Below are 14,661 nucleotides of genomic sequence, written 5' to 3'. Positions count from 1 at the left end.
CTTGCGAACTGCGGGCTGAAGCTCACCGCGAAGTTGTCTTGCTTTCTTGCAGCTTAACGCTTGAGGCGTGCCGCTTCAGTTCAAATGTTCCACGCGGATCCGCACAACCGGCCCGGCGACATCCTGCAATGCTTCGAGCGCCTGAATCGCATCGTTCATGCGTTGCTCGACGACACGGTGGGTCAGCAGAATCATCGGCACCAGGCCGTCGTGCTCCTCGACTTCCTTCTGCATGATCGACTCGATATTGATGCCGCGCTCGGACAGGATGCTGGCCACTTGCGCCAGTACACCCGGATGATCCTTGGCCTGAATACGCAGATAGTAAGCGCTCTCACAGGCCTCGATGGGCAGGATCGGATGAGCCGACAGAGAATCGGGCTGGAATGCCAGGTGCGGAACACGGTTTTCCGGATCGGTGGTCAGGGCGCGAACCACGTCCACCAGATCGGCGACGACCGACGAAGCGGTCGGCTCCATGCCGGCACCGGCGCCGTAGAACAGCGTGGACCCTGCGGCATCGCCGTTGACCATCACCGCGTTCATCACGCCGTTGACGTTGGCGATCAGACGGTCGGCAGGGATCAGGGTCGGGTGTACGCGCAGCTCGATACCGCTCGGCGTGCTGCGGGCAACGCCCAAGTGCTTGATGCGGTAACCCAACGCTTCGGCATAATTCACGTCGGCGGTGGTCAGCCGGGTGATGCCTTCGGTGTAGGCCTTGTCGAACTGCAGCGGGATGCCGAACGCAATGGACGCCAGAATGGTCAGCTTGTGCGCCGCGTCGATGCCTTCGACGTCGAAGGTCGGATCGGCTTCGGCGTAACCCAGCGCCTGGGCTTCGGCCAGGACGTCCGGGAAGGTGCGACCCTTCTCGCGCATCTCGGTCAGAATGAAATTGCCGGTGCCGTTGATGATGCCCGCCACCCAGTTGATGCGGTTCGCCGACAGTCCTTCGCGGATGGCCTTGATGACCGGGATACCCCCTGCAACCGCGGCTTCGAAGGCGACGATGACGCCCTTCTCGCGCGCCTTGGCGAAAATCTCGTTGCCGTGCACGGCGATCAGCGCCTTGTTGGCAGTGACAACGTGCTTGCCGTTTTCAATGGCCTTGAGGACCAGTTCGCGAGCAACGGTGTAACCACCGATCAGCTCGATGACGATGTCGATTTCTGGGTTGCTCGCCACGTCGAAAACGTCGGTCGTGGTCGGGGTACCGGTAATCTGGCAATTGGGGTTTGGCGAACGCATGGCGATTTGCGCCACTTCGATACCACGCCCGGCGCGGCGGGCAATTTCCTCGGCGTTACGCTTAAGCACATTGAAGGTACCGCCACCGACAGTACCCAGCCCACAGATGCCTACTTTGACCGGTTTCACTATGAACTCCCCATAAAACGGCCGACGCGAGGCCGGCCGTGGAAACAGCCGCAGTGAACTGCGGCTCGCTGTTGATCAGGCGCCAGATTGGCTGCGCCTGAATGTCCCTCGCAGGCAGCCCGCGAGCGACAGGATTACTTGGCGCTCAGCGCCAGTTTGGCGACTTGCGGCGCTGGCTGATAGCCCGGAATCAACTGCCCGTCCGCCAGCACGATCGCCGGCGTGCCGTTGACACCGATGGACTGACCGATCTCGAATTGCCGGGTGACCGGGTTATCGCACTTGGGCGCCTGAATGTTCTTGCCGTCGACCATGCGGTCCATTGCGCCACGACGGTCCTTGGAACACCAGACGGCCTGCAGCTGTTCGTCACCCGGCGAGCCGAGGCCCTGACGCGGGAATGCGACATAACGCACTTCGATGCCGCGCTTGTTCAGCTCCGGCACTTCACCATGCAGCTTGTGGCAGTACGGACAGGTGGTATCGGTAAAGACGGTAATGTGGGATTTGGTCTCACCGATCGCGGGATAGACGACCATTTCAGCAGTCGGGATCCCGTTTATGGTTTTGGAGATCGCCAGACGCTCGACCTTCTCGGTGAGGTTGACCGGCTTGCCGCCCTGGATCTGATAAAGGTTGCCCTGCATCACGAACTGGCCGTCGGCGCTGGCGTACAGGACACGGCCACCTTTGAGGTTGACCTCGTAAACGCCATTGAGCGGACTGCTGGAAATGCTCTCGACCGGAATTTCCAGATTGAGCGATTCCAGGGTCTTGCGAATGGCTTTGTCCGACGCCTCGTCGGCGTGAGCGAACAGGCTGAAGAAACCGGCAAGCGCTACAACGGCAGCACCCATAAAACGAGTCACGCGCATGAAAACTCCTCGAGCGGTGGGCAGACGGGCGGGATTGAAAACGGCAAACGGCAACGCGCCGGGCGGTTTTCGAGGCTCCAATCTGCGAAACCGGCAAAGCCTATCACATAAGGCTCACGAGGCCGACGCTGACTGATGTAAGACACGTCGTAAACTGCGGCGGATCGATCACCCGCGCGGGTGATGTTTCGCATGCATTTCCTGTAAGCGTGCCCGAGCCACGTGCGTGTAAATCTGTGTGGTGGACAGGTCGCTATGACCGAGCAGCATCTGGACCACGCGCAGATCGGCGCCATGATTGAGCAGGTGGGTCGCGAACGCGTGCCGCAGGGTGTGCGGTGACAGGGATTTGCCAATCCCGGCGACCTTGGCCTGGTGCTTGATGCGGTGCCAGAAGGTCTGCCGAGTCATCTGTTCGCCTCGCTGGCTGGGGAACAGGACATCGCTGGGCCGGCCGCCGAGCAGTTCCTGACGCGCGTCGCGCACATAGCGCTCGACCCAGACGATCGCTTCTTCGCCCATCGGCACCAGCCGCTCCTTGCTGCCCTTGCCCATGATACGCAGCACGCCCTGACGCAAATTGACCTGTTCAAGCGTCAGGCTTATCAACTCGGTCACCCGAAGGCCGCAGGCGTAGAGCACCTCCAGCATGGCGCGGTCACGCTGACCGATCGCCTCGCTCAGATCGGGCGCGGCCAGCAAGGCTTCGACGTCGGCTTCGGAGAGGGATTTAGGCAAGGGTTTGCCCAACTGCGGCATGTCGACTTGCAGCGTCGGGTCAACGGAAATGAGTTTTTCTCGCAGCAGATAGCGATAAAACCCACGCGCTCCTGACAGGAAACGGGCACTCGAGCGAGCCTTGTAGCCGTTGTCCACTCGCCAGGCGAGATGGTCAAAAATCGCATCACGGCTGACACTCATCAGGTCAATGCCCTTGTCCTGCAGCCAGCCGTTGAACAACGCCAGGTCGCTGCGGTAGGACGCACGGGTGTTATCGGACAGCCCTTTCTCCAGCCACAGGGCGTCGAGAAAGCGGTCGATCATGGGGTGGTCGATGGCGGGCATGGGTTCTGACTTGAGCGGTGAAAAGCGAGGGCAAGTGTTTCATACCTGCGAAGTCGGGACAAACCAAATGCCAGACAACAAAAAAGCAGCCCGCAGGCTGCTTTTTTTTGCATCGGAAGACTGGGATTAAACCAGTTTTTCCTTGATGCGAGCTGCTTTACCGGACAGGTCACGCAGGTAGTACAGTTTGGCCTTGCGAACGTCACCACGACGTTTCACAGCCATGCTGTCGATCTGTGGGCTATAGGTTTGGAAAGTACGCTCAACGCCAACACCGTTGGAGATTTTACGAACAGTGAAAGCACTGTTCACACCACGGTTACGCTTGGCAATTACAACGCCTTCGAACGCCTGCAGACGCGAACGGTCGCCTTCCTTCACTTTCACCTGAACGACAATGGTGTCGCCCGGGGCAAAGGGAGGGATCTCTTTGGTCATCTGCTCTGCTTCGAGTGCAAGAATGATTTTGTTAGTCATGCTGTGCTCCTAAGGTAAATCAGTCGGATCTACCATCGATACGTTAACTATCGTCCCGCTCGCGGAGGTATTCCGCCAGCAGCTTCTTCTCTTCTCCAGAAAGCGAGCGGCTTTCCAGAAGATCGGCGCGTCGTTCATAGGTCCGCCCAAGGGACTGCTGTAAACGCCAACGCCGGATGTGTGCGTGATTGCCACTTAGCAATACGTCGGGAACACGCTGATCCGCATACACCTCAGGTCGGGTGTAATGCGGGCAATCCAGCAGACCATCCGTGAAGGAATCTTCCTCCGCGGAATCCACATGCCCTAAAGCTCCAGGCAGCAGTCGCGTAACCGCATCTATCAGGACCATGGCCGGCAGCTCGCCGCCAGACAACACATAGTCTCCAATCGACCACTCTTCATCGACATGAGCCTCAATAAAGCGCTCGTCAATGCCTTCATAACGACCGGCAATCAGGATAAGTGCTTCTTCCTGCGCCAGTTCGCGTACCGCAGACTGATCCAGCTTGCGGCCTTGTGGCGACAGGTAAATCACCTTCGCCGCCTCCCCCGCCGCTTGCCTGGCCTGAACCAGAGCATCTTCCAGGGGCTTGATCTTCATCACCATGCCAGGGCCACCGCCAAACGGGCGATCGTCCACAGTGTGATGCCGATCTGTGGTGTAGTCCCGCGGATTCCAACAAGTCAGCTGCAACAGCCCTTGTTTCACCGCACGGCTGGTAATGCCGTATTCGCTGATGGCGGAAAACATCTCGGGAAACAGACTGATCACTTCTATGCGCAGGCTAGCCATTGCTTAGAAATCCGCGTCCCAATCCACCTTCATCTCGCCTGCAACCAGATCGACTGCCAACACGCATTGCTCCGTATAGGGCAACAGACGTTCGCGATCATCCAGGCTGCCCGCGCAGGGCTTGACCACCATTACATCGTTCGAGCCGGTTTCCAGAAGATGATCGATCTTCCCGAGCAATTGCCCAAGGTGGTCGATGACCTTCAAACCCACGAGCTGGTACCAGTAGTACTCGCCGTCGGTCAGTTCAGGGAACACGTTGCGCGGCACGCAGATCTCATAACCGGCCAGAAGACGAGCTTCTTCACGATCATCAAGACCCTTGAGCTTCGCGACCAGGAACTTGTCGCTCCCGCGTCCGCTGACCAGCTCAACCTGCTTCACATTGCCTTCGCGCTTGAGCGTCCAGGTTTTGTACTGCAACAGGTTTTCAGTCGGATCAGTAAAGGAATACACCTTCACTTCGCCGCGAACGCCATGAACAGAATAGATTTTGCCAATAACGATCAAATCATCGGCAACAACTGGCGTCGCGTTCATATTGCTCAGGCCGCAGCCTTGGCAGATTCCTTCAACAACTGAGCAACGCGCTCAGAAGGTTGTGCACCAACGCTCAGCCAGTAGGCAACGCGCTCTTGGTTCACGGACAGACGGATTTCCTGACCACGGGCAACCGGGTTGAAGAAACCTACTTGTTCCTTGTGCGAACCGTCGCGTGGGTTACGGCTGTCGGTCACAGTCAGGTGGTAAAACGGGCGCTTTTTGGAGCCGCCAAGGGCAAGACGGATTGTTAGCATTGAACAAAGTTCCTGTAGTCGGTGCTGCAAATCTAAGATGCACAGCGGGCATGGGTGCCCGAAAGGCCGCATATTCTAAGGAATATCCGGACTTTTGCAAATGACTTTTTCCGGCGCGAGCCGTCAGGCCATCAAGATTTGCGGTGGAGCCGTCGTCGAGGACGGCGCGTAAGCGTCTGCCGAAGCAGACCAATGGGAGGGTTATCCCAAAGAAGGGCGCGCGGGACTGACTCCCGCGCGCTGCAAATCACATCTTGGGCATGCCGCCGCCGGGCAGCATTCCGCCCATGCCGCGCATCATTTTCGCCATGCCGCCTTTGGTCGAGAATTTCTTCATCATCTTCTGCATCTGCTTGTGCTGCTTGATCAGACGCCCGATGTCCTGCACCTGCGTACCCGAACCCATGGCGATGCGACGCTTGCGCGAGCCGCTGATCATTTCAGGGTCACGCCGTTCGGCTGGAGTCATCGAGTTGATGATGGCTTCCATCTGCTTGAATTGCTTCTCGGCCGCATTCTGGGCGTTGCCCATCTGGGACAGATTGACGCCGCCGATGCTTGGCAGCTTGTCCATGAGGCCGCCGAGGCCGCCCATGTTTTTCATCTGTTGCAGCTGATCGCGGAAGTCTTCGAGGTCGAAGCCCTTGCCCTTCTTCAGCTTCTTGGCCAGCTTGTCGGCCTTTTCCTTGTCGAGGGTCTGTTCGGCCTGCTCGATCAGGCTGAGCACGTCGCCCATGCCCAGGATGCGCGAAGCGATACGATCCGGGTGGAACGGCTCGAGTGCCTCGCTCTTTTCACCCATACCGATGAACTTGATCGGCTTGCCGGTGATCGCGCGCACCGAAAGCGCCGCGCCGCCACGGGCATCACCGTCGACCTTGGTGAGGATCACGCCGGTCAGCGGCAGTGCATCACCAAACGCCTTGGCGGTATTGGCGGCGTCCTGGCCGGTCATGGCGTCAACCACGAACAGCGTTTCGGCCGGCTTGACCGCTGCGTGCAGCGCCTGAATCTCGCCCATCATCTCGGCATCGATGTGCAGACGACCGGCGGTGTCGAGGATCACGACATCGATGAACTTGAGCTTGGCTTCTTTAATAGCGGCTTCAGCGATCGCCACAGGCTTCTGGCTGATATCGGACGGGAAGAACGTGACGCCGATGTCGTTGGCCAGGGTTTCGAGCTGCTTGATCGCGGCAGGACGGTAAACGTCGGCCGAGACCACCATGACGGTTTTCTTTTTGCGCTCTTTGAGAAACTTCGCCAGCTTGCCTGCGGTGGTGGTCTTGCCCGCACCCTGCAGACCGGCCATGAGGATGACCGCAGGCGGCGTGACGTTGAGGGTCAGCTCTTCGTTGGCGGCCCCCATCATGTCTTCGAGCTCGGCCTGAACGATCTTCACGAACGCCTGGCCCGGCGTCAGGCTGCGCGACACCTCGGTGCCGACTGCGCGTTCCTTGATGCGGTTGACGAAGTCTTTGACAACCGGCAAGGCGACGTCGGCTTCAAGCAGCGCCATACGCACTTCACGCAGCGTGTCCTTGATGTTGTCCTCGGTCAGCTTGGCTTTGCCAGTGACCTGGCGCAGCGTCTGCGAGAGACGATCTGTCAGATTTTCAAACATGCGCGATCCTTTGGATTCGTGATGAACCCCGGTTTATGCGGCCCGACCCGTAACGGCCCTGCCCCCGATACGTCGCGCGATGGCGGTACATATATATAGAGAGGAGCAGCGCTCGGCGAGCCTGTGGCTTGAGCAGGTCGCGGATTATAGCGAAGACTCCCGCGCACGGACACCACGGCGTCTGCTTCTGTGGTCTTTCGTGAAATGTCGGTTCTATGCCAAACTCAGCGGCTTTCGGGCACGCCCATCAGGATCTATGTTCCCCTTGTCACCGAGTTTGCTGTTCAGCCTCGCCGCCGCCGTCCTCTACGCCGCTGCGACCCTCTATCAAGGCATGCGTCTGCGCCAGGGCAAGAAGGCCGACAAATGGCTGCTTTGCCTCGTCGGCACATTGGCCGTCGCCTGCCAGGCCAGCGCTCTGTTCGGCCAACTGGTCCGCCCGATCGGTCTGGGCCTGGACTTTTTCAGCGCCGCCAGCCTGATTGCCGTCGCCGTCATCATCGTGACGATGCTGGCCTGCATCCGCATCCCGGTTGAAATTCTGCTCATTCTGCTGTTCCCGCTCGGCCTGCTGACGGCCTTGATGGCGCAGTTCGCCCCGGCCGGCACGCTGCAGCCGATCGCCGCCGAACAAGGCCTGATCGGGCACATCCTGCTGTCCATCCTGGCGTATGGCATGTTCACCATTGCCGTTTTCCAGGCGCTGCTGCTGCTGTTGCAGAACCGTCAGCTCAAGAACAAGCACCCGTCGGGCCTGATTCGCAATTTCCCGCCGCTGCAGACCATGGAAAGCCTGCTGTTCGGCTTCCTCTGGGCCGGCTGGACCCTGTTGTCGATGTCGCTGATTTCCGGCTGGCTGTTCGTTGAAAACCTGTTCGCGCAGCATCTGGTGCACAAGACCCTGCTGTCGATTCTCGCGTGGGTGGTATTCAGCGTGCTGCTATGGGGGCGCAACCGTCTGGGTTGGCGCGGTCACAAGGCCATTCGCTGGACGCTGGGCGGTTTCCTGCTGCTGATGCTGGCCTACTTCGGCAGCAAGCTGGTACGCGAATATATCCTGCACATCTGACAGGCGCTGATCATGGATAACCTGCCCTTAGGCACGATGCTCGCGCTGCTCGCCCTGCTCACGCTGTGGTCCGGGCTGTTCACGGCGGTGGAAGCGGCTCACCACAACTTGCGCGCGACCGCCACCAAACCCCGTTCCAGCGAACCGCCGAAGCCTGTGCTCGCGTTCAATCTGAACAGTCTGATTCTGGGCAACACGCTGCTCAAGGTGCTGATTACTGTGCTAGCGACCCTGCTGGCCATCAGTCAGTGGTATTTCCACGGCCCGCTGATCGCCTGGCTGGGCGTGGCCAGCGTGCTGGTGATCGCCACAGAATTCATTCCTCGCAAGCTGGCAGCGCGCCGGCCCGAAGCCATTGTGTTGCTGGGCAACAACGTGCTGCGCATCCCGATTCGGCTGTTGCAGCCACTGACCTGGCTGTACAAGAACATCGCCAAGCTGCTGTTGCGCCCGTTTCTGTCCAGGCGCCGCCCGGATACCGCCGATGACGACGACGAAATGGGCGTGACGGTCTATCAGGAAAACGAGAGCCACTTCGGCCGTGCTCATGTGATCTCCGGCATTCATGCGCTGGACAGCATGACCGTCAACGACATTCTCGTGCCGCGCAGTGAAGTCGATGGCATCAACCTGGACGAGACCCTCGAGGAAATCACTGACAAGCTGATCATCTCGCGGCACACGCGTCTGCCCGTCTATCACAACGACATCAATCAGGTCGAAGGCGTGATCAACACGCGCATGATCAGCCATCTGCTGCCGCGCGGCGAGTTGACCAAGGAAGCGCTGAAAGCCGCTTGCTATGAGCCGTATTTCGTCCCTGAAAGCACCCCGCTGCAGCTTCAGTTGCTCAACTTTCACAAGCAGCAGCGACGCATGGGCGTCGTCGTCGACGAATACGGCGAAGTGCTGGGTATCGTGAGCCTGGAAGACATCCTCGAAGAAATCGTCGGCGAATTCGAAAGCGAGCAAGCCCTCGACAACCCGCACATCCATCCCCAGCCCGATGGAAGGCTGGTGATTGAAGGTGCGGCGTCGATCCGTGACCTGAACCGCAGCTTGAGCTGGCATCTGCCGTCGGACGGGCCAAAGACCCTCAACGGGCTGATTACCGAAGCGCTGGAAACGATTCCCGACAGCTCGGTGTGCCTGAAAATCGGTCCTTACCGACTGGAAACCCTGGAGACCGAAGACAACCGCGTCACCCGGGTGCTGATGTGGCAGAACACGCGGACCAAAGACGTCATTTAAAGGCGCGGCGCCTCGTCTGAAACACTTGTTTCCGCGCCCGCGCCCTTCCTATAATCGATTCGCTTACCCAGCCCCGCCGATCCGCGTGCTACCCGCACAGTGCGTGATCCGGCCAGTCACTCAGCCTGACGTCTCACGCGACCTCCTGGCGCCCGCTCCCATCCCGAGCATTGCCAAACGCCCTCGCCCGCATCCGGGCTAGTCTGTTCAGCGCTGTACCCAAAAATAATTAACGTTTGCCTCAGTGCGCGTACGAATTTTCGTTGCTCGCTGACAGGCAAGATGACTGCCAGGGATTCCCGCATGACAACCACTTCCGCCTACCAACCCAGCGACGAACGCGAGGCGAGACCTGCCAACTCCGCCGCCCGCGTAGCGACCGCCAGCTTCATCGGCACCGCGATCGAGTTCTACGACTTTTATGTCTACGCCACCGCCGCTGCGCTGGTGATCGGCCCGGTGTTTTTCCCGCAGACGTCCAGCACCGCACAAATGCTGTCTGCATTTCTCACCTTCGGCATCGCCTTTCTAGCCCGCCCGCTGGGCTCCGCGCTGTTCGGACACTTCGGCGACCGCATCGGCCGCAAGTCCACGCTGGTGGCTTCGCTGCTGCTGATGGGCATCTGCACCACGCTGATTGGCGTGCTGCCAGGCTATGACGCTATCGGATCATGGGCGCCGATTCTGCTCTGCGTCCTGCGCTTCGGCCAAGGACTGGGGCTTGGCGGCGAATGGGGCGGTGCTGCCTTGCTGGCGACCGAAAACGCCCCCAAAGGCAAACGTGCCTGGTTCGGCATGTTCCCGCAGCTGGGCCCTTCGATCGGATTCCTCGCCGCCAACGGCTTGTTTCTGACGCTGGCGATGACCCTGAACGACGAACAATTCCGCTCTTGGGGCTGGCGAATCCCGTTTCTGCTCAGCGCGGTGCTGGTGGTGATCGGCCTCTACGTGCGCCTGAAACTGGAAGAAACACCGGTTTTCGCCAAGGCCATCGCCCGCCATGAACGCGTGAAAATGCCGATTGCCGAGCTCTTCGCTCAGTACTGGGCGCCGATGCTGCTGGGCGCGGCGTCGATGGTGGTGTGCTACGCACTGTTTTACATCTCGACGGTTTTTTCCCTCAGCTACGGCGTCAAGACGCTGGGTTACAGCCGCGAAGCCTTCCTGGCGATGCTGTGTTTTGCGGTCCTGTTCATGGCCCTGGCGACGCCGCTCTCTGCGTGGGCAAGTGACCGATTCGGTCGTAAGCCGGTTCTGATCATCGGCGGCGTGCTGGCCATTCTTTCGGGCTTCCTGATGGAGCCGCTGCTCACCCACGGCACCACCTGGGGCGTGACGCTGTTCCTGTCCATCGAGCTGTTCTTGATGGGCGTGACGTTCGCGCCGATGGGTGCGCTGCTGCCTGAGCTGTTTCCTACCCGCGTGCGGTACACCGGCGCGTCTGCGGCTTACAACATTGGCGGCATTGTCGGCGCCTCGGTGGCACCGTTCTTCGCGCAACAGTTGGTTGAGATGGGCGGACTGAGCTGGGTCGGCGGATACGTCTCGGCAGCGGCGCTGATCAGCCTGATTGCCGTGCTGTGCCTGAAAGAAACCCGTCATGCGGATCTGGATACGATCAGGTAATGCTTGATGTGTAGGAGCGTGGCTTGTCCCGCGATCTGCCGGGGCACCGGCAGCAAGATCAGGCGACTTGATCGTGTCAGGCAAACCGCATTTGTAGGCTTTACTGCCGGTGCCCGGCAGATCGCGGGACAAGCCACGCTCCTACAGGATTTTGTTACACACAAAAACGGCGCCACTGAGGGCGCCGTTTTTTGTGTCCGCAGGAAACCTTACAGTTGCACTTTCACGGCCATCGACGCGCGGGTTGCCTTGCGACGGGCCGCTTCGATCGATTCGTCACGGGCCAGTGCGACGCCCATGCGACGCTGACCGTTGACTTCCGGCTTGCCGAACAGGCGCAGCGCGGTGTCGGGTTCGCTGAGGGCCTGTTCCAGGTTGGCGAATGCCGTCTGAGTCGACTGGCCTTCTACCAGGATCACTGCCGAGGCCGATGGGCCGAACTGGCGGATCAGGGGGATCGGCAGGCCCAGAATGGCCCGCGCGTGCAGCGCGAACTGCGACAGATCCTGAGAAATCAGCGTGACCAGGCCGGTGTCGTGTGGACGCGGCGAGACTTCGCTGAACCAGACCTGATCGCCCTTGATGAACAACTCGACGCCGAACAGACCACGGCCACCCAAGGCCTCGGTCACGGCCTTGGCGACGCGCTCGGATTCCGCCAGCGCAACCGGGCTCATCGCCTGAGGCTGCCAGGATTCCTGATAATCGCCCTTCTCCTGACGATGCCCGACCGGTGCGCAGAACGTGGTGCCGCCGACATGACGTACGGTCAGCAAGGTAATTTCGTAGTCGAAATCGATGAAGCCTTCGATGATCACCCGGCCTTTGCCGGCACGACCGCCTTCCTGCGCATACTCCCAGGCCTTCTGAATATCGGCATCGGTCTTGAGCAGGCTCTGACCCTTACCCGACGAGCTCATGACCGGTTTGACAACGCACGGGAAGCCCAGGTCTTCGACGGCCTTCTTGTAGTCTTCGAAGGTGTCGGCGAAATGATAGGGCGAGGTCGGCAGGTCCAGCTCTTCAGCGGCCAGACGACGAATGCCTTCGCGGTTCATGGTCAGTTGCGCAGCGCGCGCGGTCGGGATCACGGTGAACCCCTCGGATTCCAGCTCCACCAGCGTCGCAGTGGCGATGGCTTCGATTTCCGGGACGATGTAATGCGGCTTCTCGGCTTCGATCACGGCACGCAGCGCGGCGCCATCGAGCATGTTGATCACATGACTGCGGTGCGCGACCTGCATGGCCGGAGCGTTGGCGTAACGGTCGACGGCGATCACTTCAACGCCCAGACGTTGCAGTTCGATCACGACTTCCTTGCCAAGCTCGCCGCAACCGCAGAGCAATACGCGGGTCGCGGTCGGCGACAGTGGAGTTCCGATTTGAGTCATCTCAGGTCCTCGTGGAGCAGATATCGAGGGCAGCCCGCCATGGGCGAGCAACCGCAGGGGAGAAAGGCGCGCAATTTACCACGAAGGCCGGGAAATGGGGCGTGGCGCCGGACGGGTGATGCAGCGCACGAGGCAGCAAACGTGAGCGTGCCCGGTCAGCGAGCGGGTCCTGAAAACATCATCCCGCTCGCCTTCGCGCGCTCGCCGCACAGCAACAGCACGGCGCGGCGCTCGTCGTTGCTCATGCGGCTCCAGGCGGTGATTTCGGTAACCGTGCGCTGACAGCCGACGCAGATATCCGCCTCATCGAGCGCGCAGATACTCACGCAGGGCGAGCGCACCGGCTTTTCATGAACCGAGATTTTTCCGGCATGTTCGACAGACATCAATCTTCCTGAGGCGCGAGGTCTCGCGCATAACGCTGGGCGTTGTGGACGTAATGCGCGGCACTGGCTTCGAGCATCTTCTTCTGGGCATCGGTGAGTTCGCGGACGATCTTGCCGGGCGATCCCATGACCAGCGATCCGTCCGGGATGACCTTGCCCTCGCCGATCAGCGAATTGGCGCCGATGATGCAGTACTTGCCGATCTTTGCGCCGTTGAGGATGACCGAGTTGATGCCGATCAGCGTATGGTCGTCCACCGTGCAACCGTGAAGCATGACGTTGTGGCCGATGGTCACGTTCTTGCCGATGGTCAGCGGCGATCCCATGTCGGTGTGCATGACGGTGCCGTCCTGGACGTTGCTGTTCTCGCCGATATCAATCAATTCGTTGTCGCCCCGCAGCACGGCGCCGAACCAGACGCTGGCATTGGCTTGCAGGCGCACGTTGCCGATCACCGTGGCAGTCGGTGCGATCCAGCTTTGGGGATGAGCGTCGACGCGGGAATCCCCCAGACGGTATTTCATATTATTTTCCTCATGGCTCGGCTCTGCGGCCGTGGGTCAGGCGCGATGCGCACACCGGGATGTCAGCATCGGTCAGGACTTCAGGGTTTGAATGATCGATCGCTTGGGCGGCTCGTTCAGGCTGATATTGGTGTCGAACAGCACGTTCATCAGTTCCACGATCATGATCGCTGTCAGTCCCCAGATCTTGTACTCGCCAAAGCGGTAGCTCGGCACGTACCAACTGCGCCCCTGATAATCGATGCGATGGGTGTGTTCACGGGCGTCCTCACGAAAGAATGCCAGTGGAACACTGAAAACAGCGGCGATCTCGCCGTCATTGGGTCGGTATTCGACAAAATCGGGAATGACGCCGACATAGGGCGTGACCTTGATGCGGTGCTTGGAAATCAGCGGGCTCAGCGGACCGACCACTTCGACCAGGCCGGGCGGCAGACCAATCTCCTCTTCGGCTTCACGCAGCGCGGTGAACACCAGATCAGGGTCTTCCGGATCGCGCCGCCCGCCTGGAAACGCCACTTCACCGCCGTGGGTCGACAGGCCGCTGGCGCGCAGTGTCAGGACCAGTTCCGGGTCTTCGCTGCGGGTGATGGGCAAGAGCACCGCTGCCTCGGGGAAGCGTGCGTCCGTTTCCAGAGTGCCCGGCGTGTGGCTGCTTATACGGCGAAGTAGCTCGTCCAGCATGGGAAGTCTCGATCTGTTGCCTTCAAGGCATGATGCACCAAAGCGGCGAGCGGCCCAACCCTTTGTCGGACAAGAAGACCACCCGCAAGCATGCGCCGCTTGCCGTCCACCCGCGCGACACTTCAAGATAGCCGCTGACTTCAGGAACCCGATCCGATCATGAAATTCTGCAGCCAGTGCGGCGAAAAGGTCATCCAGCGCATTCCCGAGGGCGACAGCCGCCTGCGTTACGTGTGCGAACGCTGCCACACCATTCATTACCAGAACCCCAACATCGTCGCCGGCGTATTGCCGGTGTGGGACGGCAAGGTATTGCTGTGTCGCCGCGCCATCGAGCCGCGCCTCGGTTACTGGACGCTGCCGGCGGGTTTCATGGAGAACGGCGAAAGCGTCGAGCAGGCCGCGCGCCGTGAGACGGTCGAAGAAGCCTGCGCTGTGCTCGAAGACCTGCATCTGTACACGATGATCGACGTGCCGCACATCAGTCAGGTGCACATTTTCTATCGCGCCAACATGGCCAGCGCGGATTTCGCCGCAGGCGTCGAGAGCCTTGAGGTGCAGTTGTTCGATGAGGCTGACGTGCCGTGGTCAGAACTGGCTTTCCACACGGTCAGACGTACCCTAGAATGCTTCTTTCGCGACCGGCGGCATCAAGAATTCCCGGTGCATACCGATTGCCTTTCTGTCTCGTCCCCTCTTAAAACCACTTGATCAGA

Annotated in this window: 16 protein-coding genes; 4 read left to right on the top strand and 12 right to left on the bottom strand. The window is 60.1% G+C overall.

What is annotated here, in order from left to right:
- Positions 1-75: 75 nt before the first annotated feature.
- From BMZ10_RS14050 to ffh, 8 genes are all read right to left on the bottom strand, one after another.
- Positions 76-1,380 (bottom strand): homoserine dehydrogenase, encoded by a 1,305-nt coding sequence (locus BMZ10_RS14050; protein WP_093463146.1) that lies wholly within the window; start codon positions 1,378-1,380, stop codon positions 76-78.
- 134 nt (positions 1,381-1,514) lie between these two features.
- Positions 1,515-2,255, bottom strand: a complete 741-nt coding sequence (dsbC, locus tag BMZ10_RS14045) for a bifunctional protein-disulfide isomerase/oxidoreductase DsbC (RefSeq protein WP_093463143.1) — start codon at positions 2,253-2,255, stop codon at positions 1,515-1,517.
- 168 nt (positions 2,256-2,423) lie between these two features.
- On the bottom strand, positions 2,424-3,320 hold the full coding sequence (gene xerD, locus BMZ10_RS14040; protein ID WP_093463140.1) for a site-specific tyrosine recombinase XerD: 897 nt from the start codon (positions 3,318-3,320) through the stop codon (positions 2,424-2,426).
- A gap of 126 nt (positions 3,321-3,446) precedes the next feature.
- Positions 3,447-3,797, bottom strand: coding sequence for a 50S ribosomal protein L19 (rplS, locus tag BMZ10_RS14035; protein ID WP_008018567.1), 351 nt, complete (start codon positions 3,795-3,797; stop codon positions 3,447-3,449).
- A 43-nt stretch (positions 3,798-3,840) separates the two neighbouring features.
- A complete protein-coding gene (gene trmD / locus BMZ10_RS14030; protein ID WP_093463137.1) occupies positions 3,841-4,593 on the bottom strand; it encodes a tRNA (guanosine(37)-N1)-methyltransferase TrmD in 753 nt (250 codons plus the stop codon).
- 3 nt (positions 4,594-4,596) lie between these two features.
- Entirely contained in the window at positions 4,597-5,133 is a 537-nt protein-coding gene (gene rimM, locus BMZ10_RS14025; RefSeq protein WP_093463134.1) for a ribosome maturation factor RimM, read from the bottom strand.
- 5 nt (positions 5,134-5,138) lie between these two features.
- Positions 5,139-5,390 (bottom strand): 30S ribosomal protein S16, encoded by a 252-nt coding sequence (gene rpsP / locus BMZ10_RS14020; RefSeq protein ID WP_003185073.1) that lies wholly within the window; start codon positions 5,388-5,390, stop codon positions 5,139-5,141.
- Between the two features lie 247 nt (positions 5,391-5,637).
- Entirely contained in the window at positions 5,638-7,014 is a 1,377-nt protein-coding gene (gene ffh, locus BMZ10_RS14015; RefSeq protein WP_093463131.1) for a signal recognition particle protein, read from the bottom strand.
- A gap of 256 nt (positions 7,015-7,270) precedes the next feature.
- Between ffh and BMZ10_RS14010 the strand changes: the two genes are divergently transcribed.
- The 3 genes from BMZ10_RS14010 to BMZ10_RS14000 all read left to right on the top strand — a co-directional run bounded on the left by BMZ10_RS14010 (position 7,271) and on the right by BMZ10_RS14000 (position 10,960).
- Positions 7,271-8,083 carry a cytochrome C assembly family protein gene (locus tag BMZ10_RS14010; protein WP_093463128.1) on the top strand — a complete coding sequence of 271 codons (813 nt, stop codon included), beginning with the start codon at positions 7,271-7,273 and terminating at the stop codon, positions 8,081-8,083.
- Between the two features lie 12 nt (positions 8,084-8,095).
- Positions 8,096-9,334 carry a transporter associated domain-containing protein gene (locus BMZ10_RS14005; RefSeq protein WP_093463125.1) on the top strand — a complete coding sequence of 413 codons (1,239 nt, stop codon included), beginning with the start codon at positions 8,096-8,098 and terminating at the stop codon, positions 9,332-9,334.
- 303 nt (positions 9,335-9,637) lie between these two features.
- Positions 9,638-10,960 carry an MFS transporter gene (locus tag BMZ10_RS14000; RefSeq protein WP_093463121.1) on the top strand — a complete coding sequence of 441 codons (1,323 nt, stop codon included), beginning with the start codon at positions 9,638-9,640 and terminating at the stop codon, positions 10,958-10,960.
- Between the two features lie 209 nt (positions 10,961-11,169).
- Here the strand turns inward: BMZ10_RS14000 and purT are convergent, their stop codons facing one another.
- From purT to BMZ10_RS13980, 4 genes are all read right to left on the bottom strand, one after another.
- On the bottom strand, positions 11,170-12,351 hold the full coding sequence (gene purT / locus BMZ10_RS13995; RefSeq protein WP_093463118.1) for a formate-dependent phosphoribosylglycinamide formyltransferase: 1,182 nt from the start codon (positions 12,349-12,351) through the stop codon (positions 11,170-11,172).
- Between the two features lie 155 nt (positions 12,352-12,506).
- Positions 12,507-12,737 carry a DUF1289 domain-containing protein gene (locus tag BMZ10_RS13990; protein ID WP_093463114.1) on the bottom strand — a complete coding sequence of 77 codons (231 nt, stop codon included), beginning with the start codon at positions 12,735-12,737 and terminating at the stop codon, positions 12,507-12,509.
- Positions 12,737-13,261 (bottom strand): gamma carbonic anhydrase family protein, encoded by a 525-nt coding sequence (locus BMZ10_RS13985; protein ID WP_093463111.1) that lies wholly within the window; start codon positions 13,259-13,261, stop codon positions 12,737-12,739. Before BMZ10_RS13985 ends, BMZ10_RS13990 begins: the two co-directional genes overlap by 1 nt.
- Before the next feature lie 72 nt (positions 13,262-13,333).
- Positions 13,334-13,945 (bottom strand): CoA pyrophosphatase, encoded by a 612-nt coding sequence (locus tag BMZ10_RS13980; RefSeq protein WP_093463108.1) that lies wholly within the window; start codon positions 13,943-13,945, stop codon positions 13,334-13,336.
- 159 nt (positions 13,946-14,104) lie between these two features.
- Between BMZ10_RS13980 and BMZ10_RS13975 the strand changes: the two genes are divergently transcribed.
- On the top strand, positions 14,105-14,656 hold the full coding sequence (locus tag BMZ10_RS13975) for an NUDIX hydrolase (RefSeq protein ID WP_093463104.1): 552 nt from the start codon (positions 14,105-14,107) through the stop codon (positions 14,654-14,656).
- Positions 14,657-14,661 lie beyond the last annotated feature (5 nt).

Origin of the sequence: Pseudomonas sp. NFR16, from assembly GCF_900108875.1 — a bacterium.
Taxonomy (GTDB): Bacteria; Pseudomonadota; Gammaproteobacteria; order Pseudomonadales; family Pseudomonadaceae; genus Aquipseudomonas.
This window is presented reverse-complemented; position numbering and strand designations above follow the sequence as displayed.